This is a genomic window from Pseudomonas sp. P5_A2_2 (assembly GCF_054177685.1).
This window is the reverse complement of record NZ_JBGCUL010000161.1, coordinates 1-7490: the sequence shown is the minus strand read 5'-3', so window position 1 is coordinate 7490 and position 7490 is coordinate 1. Positions and strand designations below refer to the sequence as shown.

The window sequence follows — 7490 nt, the reverse complement described above, 5'->3', positions numbered from 1 at the left end:
GACCGAGGCGATGCGGGAAAGGTAGTTTTCTTCAAACATCTGCTGTGATCTTACTACCGCCATCGCGAGCAAGCTCGCTCCCACAGTGTCCGCGTCGAACGCAAACCTGTGGGAGCGAGCTTGCTCGCGATGGGGGCATCAAACACAACGACTATTTCAGCCCATGGTTACGCTGAAAAACCTCCTCCCCCATCGCCGCAATCTGCCCCTCGATCAACGCTTCAAACGGCTTCAACAACGGCGCAAACGAAGTCGGCGCTTCGAGGGTTTCCAGCGCCTGCACAATCGCCTCCACCGTCGACAACGCTCCCGGCCCCGGCGCCTTGCGCAGGCGATAGCGGGACACACCGCCCTCGGCCAGCGTCACCCTCGGCAGCGCCGCCAGCAGCGGATTGAGGTGCAACATCTTGCGCGCCTTGCGCCAGGTGCCGTCGGGGACCAGCAGCAACAAGGGTTCGTCTGTCGCGGCACAAGCCTGCATCGGTTGGGCATCTTCGCCGGGAAACAGCAACCGCGCCCGATACCCCGGCTGACTCAACAGCGCCGGCAAATCCTCGAACACCTCGCCGACGATCAACTCGGCATTCTTCAACCCAAGCGCCGCCAGGCGCGCGGTATTCAACGCATGATTCACTTCGCTCGGGTGCTGCAACAGCAACACCCGGGTGCGGCTGTCGAGGCTCGGGATCAACGGGCACAGGCAATGAGTTTGCGGGCGCAGGCAGCGCGGACATTGAATTCTGGACATCGTCTTTACGCCTGATTCAGTTGTGCTTTGAGCAGATCACGGAACGTCTGGATCAGCGGCTCGCGGCTACGCCCCCGCCGCACGATCATCGAGAACGGCGCCTGATAACCGAAGGTCGCCGGCAGCAACACCCGCAAGTCACCCTTGTCGGCCCAGGCCTGGGCGTAGTGCTCCGGCAGGTAACCGATGTAGGCGCCGGACAGTACCAGAATCAACTGGGCTTCCATACTTTCCACGGTCGCGGCACTGTGTTTGAAGCCGTGACGCGCCAGTTCAGCCTGGCTCCAGTAGCCACGGCCGACCATGCGCTGCTGGGTGATGACTTGTTCGGGAATGCGCCGCTCGTTGAACAGTGGATGCCGCGTGCTGCAATACAACCAGTGTTGTTCACGGTACAGCGGCATGTACACCAGACCGCTCATGCGCGTGGAAAACGCACCGATGGCCAGGTCGAGGCGGTTGTCCTGTACGCCGAGTTGCAATTCGTAAGGGCTCATCACCGACAGGTGCAAGTGCACGGCTGGGTGTTCCTGGCTGTAGGCGCCGATGGCTTCGGCGAACGGCAGGGCCTTGTCGCTGACAGTGGAATCGATTACCCCGAGGTTCAAGGTACCGCGCAACTCACCCTTGAGGGCGGCGGCGTATTGCTCGAAGCCTTCGAGTTCGCCCAACAGACGCAGGGTTTCCTGATGGAACAGCTCGCCCTTGCTGGTCAGGCTGAAACCGCCACGGCCGCGATGGCACAGCACCAGGCCAAGGGCCGCTTCGAGCTGACTCATGTAGGTGCTGATGGCTGACGTCGAGAGATTGAGCTCTTGCTGGGCGTTGGCGAACCCCTGATGGCGCACCACGCTGACGAAAATGCGCAATAGTTTCAGGTCGGGTAAAGCGTTGGCCATGTCGGACTCCGATAACGAGGTGACGCGCAGTGCTCCAGTCGATAAAGAACCTTGTGGGAGCGAGCTTGCTCGCGATGAGGGCATGACAATCGACATCAATGTTGACTGCCCCGCCGCCATCGCGAGCAAGCTCGCTCCCACAAGGTTTGCTCCTGGCATCGGGYTTAGCGTATGGCGTGAAGTCTATCGCTGTCCCAGCCATTAGTTTAGAAAAATCTGAACTAAGTATTTGCCCGTAGCGATTCTTCCCGGCCACTACATTTCGCAGAATCGGCGCCACAAGGTTCGCCCGTACTCTCGTGAACGGCTTACCTGAATAAATAAAACAACGACGATGAGGCCTTTACCCGTGGACAAGATTCTTCACCAACCACTGGGCGGCAACGAAATGCCGCGCTTCGGCGGCATCGCCACCATGATGCGACTCCCCCATTTGAATACCGCTGCCGGCCTGGACGCTGCCTTCGTAGGTGTGCCACTGGACATCGGTACCTCGCTGCGCCCTGGCACCCGTTTCGGGCCTCRCGAAATCCGCGCTGAATCGGTCATGATCCGCCCGTACAACATGGCCACCGGTGCTGCACCGTTCGACTCGCTGTCGGTTGCCGACATTGGCGACATYGCAATCAACACCTTCAACCTGCTGGATGCCGTACGGATCATCGAAGAGTCCTACGACAACATCCTCGAACACGATGTGATCCCCCTGACCCTGGGCGGCRACCACACCATCACCCTGCCGATCCTGCGTGCCATCCATAAGAAGCACGGCAAGGTCGGTCTGGTGCACATCGACGCTCACGCCGATGTGAACGACCACATGTTCGGCGAGAAGATCGCCCACGGCACCACCTTCCGTCGCGCCGTTGAAGAAGGTCTTCTGGATCCGGACCGTGTCGTGCAGATTGGCCTGCGCGCCCAAGGCTACACCGCTGACGACTTCAACTGGAGCCGCAACCAGGGCTTCCGTGTGGTTCAGGCCGAAGAGTGCTGGCACAAATCGCTGGAGCCCTTGATGGCTGAAGTCCGCGAGAAAGTCGGCGGCGGTCCTGTTTACCTCAGCTTCGACATCGACGGCATCGACCCTGCCTGGGCACCGGGTACTGGCACTCCGGAAATCGGCGGCCTGACGACCATTCAGGCGATCGAGATCGTTCGTGGCTGCCAAGGCCTCGACCTGGTCGGTTGCGATCTGGTAGAAGTCTCGCCCGCTTACGACACCACCGGTAACACCTCACTGCTGGCCGCCAACCTGCTGTACGAAATGCTCTGCGTACTGCCTGGCGTAGTCCACCGCTGAGGAATGCTCGTGAACGAACGTGATCAGGTTCTGAAAACCGCCGCCGATCTGGTGTCCGCTTTTGCCCGTAACGATCGCGAAGCCTACTTCGGCGCTTTCAGTGCCGATGCCAGCTTCGTCTTCTACACCCTCGAACAGCCCCTGCTGTCGCGCGACGCCTATCAGGCGATGTGGGACAGCTGGCGCGCCGAGGATGGCTTTGAGGTGCTCTCGTGCACCTCGAGCAACGCTTTCGTCAGCCTGCAGGGTGACGTGGCGATTTTCATCCATGACGTAGCCACTGAGTTGCGCATGCAAGGGGAGCAACACTTCAGCCAGGAGCGCGAGACGATTGTTTTCAAGAAACAAGCGTCTGGCCAAGAACAACAAGGCCTATGGCTGGCCTGCCACGAACATTTGTCCGCGATGCCGGAAGGGCTGCCACCCCCTTAGCCAACACAGGTGACGCTCACGCACGATGAGCGCGCCTTTATGATCGGAGCTGATCATGAATAACAACAACAAAGACCAAAGCCTTACGCAAATTGAAACCCACGGGGTCGAACAGATCCCGGACAACGAACGCACCGCAGGCCCGACGGACTTGTTCCGGATGATCTTCGGTGGTTCCAACACCTTTGCCACCGCCGTCCTCGGCAGCTTCCCGGTACTGTTCGGCCTGTCTTTCCAGGCGGGCGTCTGGGCGATTGTGCTGGGCGTGTTGCTGGGTTCGCTGATCCTCGCGCCCATGGGCCTGTTCGGCCCGATCAACGGCACGAACAACGCCGTGTCTTCCGGTGCGCACTTCGGCGTGCACGGGCGGATCGTCGGTTCGTTCCTGTCGCTGTTGACCGCCATTGCCTTCTTCTCGCTCTCGGTGTGGAGTTCGGGTGATGCGCTGATCGGTGGCGCCAAACGCCTGATCGGCCTGCCGGAAACCGACCTGACCCTGGGCCTGGCCTACGGTCTGTTCGCGATCCTGGTACTGACCGTGTGCATCTATGGCTTCCGCTTCCTGCTGTGGGTCAACAAGATCGCGGTATGGAGTGCMAGCCTGTTGTTCCTGCTGGGCGCCTTCGCCTTCRCCGGTCCCTTCGATGTGAACTACGCCGGCACCGTGAACATGGGGCAACCCGGTTTCTGGGCCGCGTTCATCGGTGCTGCGCTGGTGGCCATGAGCAACCCGATTTCCTTCGGTGCGTTCCTCGGCGACTGGTCGCGCTACATTCCCCGTGACACCTCCAAGCGCCGCATCATGGCGGCGGTGGTGATTTCGCAGATCGCAACGTTCATCCCGTTCCTGTTCGGCCTGACCACCGCGACCATCGTAGCGATCAAGGCGCCGGACTACATCGCGGCCAACAACTATGTCGGCGGCCTGCTGGCGGTATCGCCGAGCTGGTTCTTCCTGCCGGTATGCCTGATCGCGGTGATCGGTGGCATGTCCACCGGTACCACCTCGCTCTATGGCACCGGCCTGGACATGTCCAGCGTGTTCCCACGAGTGCTGTCGCGGGTCAAGGCCACGCTGCTGATCGGTGTGATGTCGATTGCCTTCATCTTCATCGGGCGCTTCGCGGCCAACCTGGTGCAGAGCGTGTCGACCTTCGCCGTGCTGATCATCACCTGCACCACCCCGTGGATGGTGATCATGATCATCGGCCTGCTGGTGCGTCGCGGCTTCTACTGCCCGGATGACCTGCAAGTGTTCACCCGCGGCGAGAAAGGTGGCCGCTACTGGTTCACCCACGGCTGGAACTGGCGTGGCCTGGGTGCCTGGATCCCGAGTGCGGCCGTCGGCCTGTGCTTCGTGAACCTGCCGGGGCAGTTTGTCGGGCCGCTGGGCGAAATGGCCGGTGGTATCGACATCAGCCTGCCGGTGACCCTGGGCCTGGCCTCGGTGGTGTACCTGGTTCTGCTGAGCCTGTTCCCGGAATCGAGCGCAGTGTTCGGCCCGAACGACCCTCGCAGCCAGAGCGCAAGCATCACGGCGAAACCAGAACTACGTCAGACGGCCTGACGCATTCTCCCTGTGGGAGCGAGCTTGCTCCGGGCGGCGTTCCGACGATGACAGCGGCACATTCAACATCAATGTGACCGACACACGGCTATCGCGGGCAAGCTCGCTCCCACAGAAAGCAGCTACATCGAACCAATTTTGTTCCACCATAAAAAAGACAATCGGAGACACGCAACAATGGCTTTGGATTTATTCGTCGTACTCATCTACGCCGCCGCGATGTTGATACTCGGCTACTACGGCATGCGCAAGGCCAAGACCAACGAAGACTTTTTGGTCGCCGGTCGTAACCTCGGCCCAAGCCTGTACATGGGCACCATGGCTGCCACCGTTCTGGGCGGCGCGTCCACGGTGGGCACCGTGCGTCTGGGTTACGTGCATGGCATCTCCGGTTTCTGGCTGTGTGCGGCCCTGGGTTGCGGGATCGTGGCGCTGAACCTGTTTCTCGCCAAACCGCTGCTTAAACTGAAGATCTACACCGTTACCCAGGTGCTGGAAAAACGCTACAACCCGATGGCCCGCTCCGCGAGCGCGGTGATCATGCTGGCCTACGCACTGATGATCGGCGTGACCTCGATCCTGGCGATCGGCACCGTGCTGCAAGTGCTGTTCGGCCTGCCGTTCTGGATCTCGGTCCTGCTCGGTGGCGGCGTCGTGGTGATCTACTCCGCCATCGGCGGCATGTGGTCCCTGACCCTGACCGACATCGTCCAGTTCGTGATCAAGACCGTAGGCCTGATGTTCATCCTGTTGYCAATCTGCCTGTACCGCGTTGGCGGCTGGGATGAGTTGGTGTTGAAACTGCCGGCGGCGAGCTTCAGCTTCACCACCATCGGCTGGGACACCATCATCACCTACTTCATGATCTACTTCTTCGGCATCCTGATCGGTCAGGACATCTGGCAACGGGTGTTCACCGTCAAGACCGCCAAAGTGGCTCAGGTTGCCGGTACCGCCGCCGGTATCTACTGCATCCTCTACGGCCTGGCCTGCGCCCTGATCGGCATGGCTGCCCACGTGCTGATCCCGGATCTGGACAACGTCAACAACGCCTTCGCCGCGATTGTGAAACTGTCCCTGCCGGACGGTATCCGTGGCCTGGTGATCGCCGCCGCACTGGCCGCCATGATGTCCACCGCCAGCGCCGGCCTGCTGGCCGCTGCCACTACCCTGACCGAAGACCTGCTGCCGAAACTGCGTGGCGGCAAACAGTCGAGCCTGGCGATCAACCGCCTGTTCACCCTGTTGACCGGCATCGTGGTACTGGGCATCGCCCTGATCGTGAACGACGTGATCAGCGCCCTGACCCTGGCCTACAACCTGCTGGTAGGCGGCATGCTGATCCCGCTGATGGGCGCCATCTTCTGGAAGCGCGCCACCACTGCTGGCGCCATCGCCAGCATGGGTATGGGCTTCGCCACTGCGCTGCTGTTCATGTTCAAGGACGGTCTGGACGCCAACACCCCGATCTATTACAGCCTCGGTGTAGGCCTGGTGAGTTTCGTGGTGGTGAGTTTGATGTCCCGCCGCACGGCAGCAGTGGTCAGCGCCGCCTAAGCTGAACATAACGACTTGATGCTTTCTTCGACGGGTGTGGCGTCGGTTGCCACACCCGTTTTTTTTCGTCTGAAGGAAACTGCACATGAAGATCGTCAGCCGCGACCAGTGGTTCGAAGTGAAACCGCTCAGTGACGGCATCCGCCTGATTCACGAGCCGTACATCCGCCCCTTCTACCGCTGCAACCTCTGGCACATCCAGGGCCGTGACAAAGACCTGTTGCTGGACAGCGGCTCGGGCCTGGTCAGCCTGCGCGAGCAACTGCCGTGGATCACCGAACGGCCGCTGGTGGCGGTGGCCAGCCATTGCCATTTCGATCACATCGCCGGTCATCACGAATTCACTGAACGACTGGTGCATCCGGCTGAAGCGGACATTCTTGCCGCACCGGACGGCGACAACGACCTGAGCAAAGCCTTTGTCGGCGACGACATGTTCGAAGCCCACCCTGATTGCCCGCTGTGCTACGCCGAATACCGGGTCAAAGCCGCACCGGCCACGGGGTTTGTCGAAGATGGCGATGTGCTGGATCTGGGCAACCGGGTATTGCAGGTCGTGCACACACCGGGACACTCGCCGGGTGGCATCTGCCTGTACGAAGCCGCCACCGAGACTTTATTCAGCGGCGACATCATCTACGACGGCCCGCTGATCGAAGACGCCTACCATTCCAACCTCGATGATTACGCCCACAGCCTGCAACGCTTGTGTGAGTTGTCGATCCGCACGGTGCATGGCGGGCATTTCGGCAGTTTTTCCGGGGAGTATTTGCGCAGCATGATTGACCAATGGCAGCGCTCACATGGCTAAAGCCTGCTGTACTCAACGACAGGAACTGCTCCGGCACGGAGAACAAAACCGCCTCCTCCTCGAAGAACGCTCATGAAAAAAGCTGCCGTTCGTGCTGTCGTGCACCGCTACATCAGCCGCCTGCTGGAAGGCCGGGATGACTTCGACGACAACGCCAGCCTGGCGCAGTTGGGATT

General features: G+C 60.7%; 7 protein-coding genes and 1 pseudogene. 6 read left to right on the top strand and 2 right to left on the bottom strand.

The features are described from left to right. Nucleotides 1-151 precede the first annotated feature (151 nt). The gene (locus ACXRVY_RS12415) at nucleotides 152-748 is read right to left on the bottom strand and encodes a tRNA-uridine aminocarboxypropyltransferase (RefSeq protein WP_223462136.1); all 597 of its coding nucleotides are present in this window, start codon (nucleotides 746-748) and stop codon (nucleotides 152-154) included. 5 nt (nucleotides 749-753) lie between these two features. Beyond that, the gene (locus ACXRVY_RS12410) at nucleotides 754-1647 is read right to left on the bottom strand and encodes a LysR family transcriptional regulator (protein ID WP_007972518.1); all 894 of its coding nucleotides are present in this window, start codon (nucleotides 1645-1647) and stop codon (nucleotides 754-756) included. Nucleotides 1648-1996: 349 nt separating this feature from the next. Between ACXRVY_RS12410 and speB the strand changes: the two genes are divergently transcribed. The 6 genes and pseudogenes from speB to ACXRVY_RS12380 all read left to right on the top strand — a co-directional run. After that, nucleotides 1997-2947, top strand: coding sequence for an agmatinase (speB, locus tag ACXRVY_RS12405; protein ID WP_458237490.1), 951 nt, complete (start codon nucleotides 1997-1999; stop codon nucleotides 2945-2947). Nucleotides 2948-2956: 9 nt separating this feature from the next. After that, nucleotides 2957-3379, top strand: a complete 423-nt coding sequence (locus ACXRVY_RS12400) for a YybH family protein (protein ID WP_223462134.1) — start codon at nucleotides 2957-2959, stop codon at nucleotides 3377-3379. A 55-nt stretch (nucleotides 3380-3434) separates the two neighbouring features. Then, complete coding sequence (locus ACXRVY_RS12395; protein ID WP_458237489.1) at nucleotides 3435-4946, top strand: purine-cytosine permease family protein; 1512 nt, start codon at nucleotides 3435-3437, stop codon at nucleotides 4944-4946. A 177-nt stretch (nucleotides 4947-5123) separates the two neighbouring features. Further along, nucleotides 5124-6503, top strand: coding sequence for a sodium:solute symporter (locus tag ACXRVY_RS12390; protein ID WP_458237488.1), 1380 nt, complete (start codon nucleotides 5124-5126; stop codon nucleotides 6501-6503). 85 nt (nucleotides 6504-6588) lie between these two features. Continuing rightward, complete coding sequence (locus ACXRVY_RS12385) at nucleotides 6589-7314, top strand: MBL fold metallo-hydrolase (protein ID WP_223462128.1); 726 nt, start codon at nucleotides 6589-6591, stop codon at nucleotides 7312-7314. 72 nt (nucleotides 7315-7386) lie between these two features. After that, nucleotides 7387-7490 (top strand): annotated as a pseudogene (locus tag ACXRVY_RS12380) (acyl carrier protein); the annotation flags it as partial.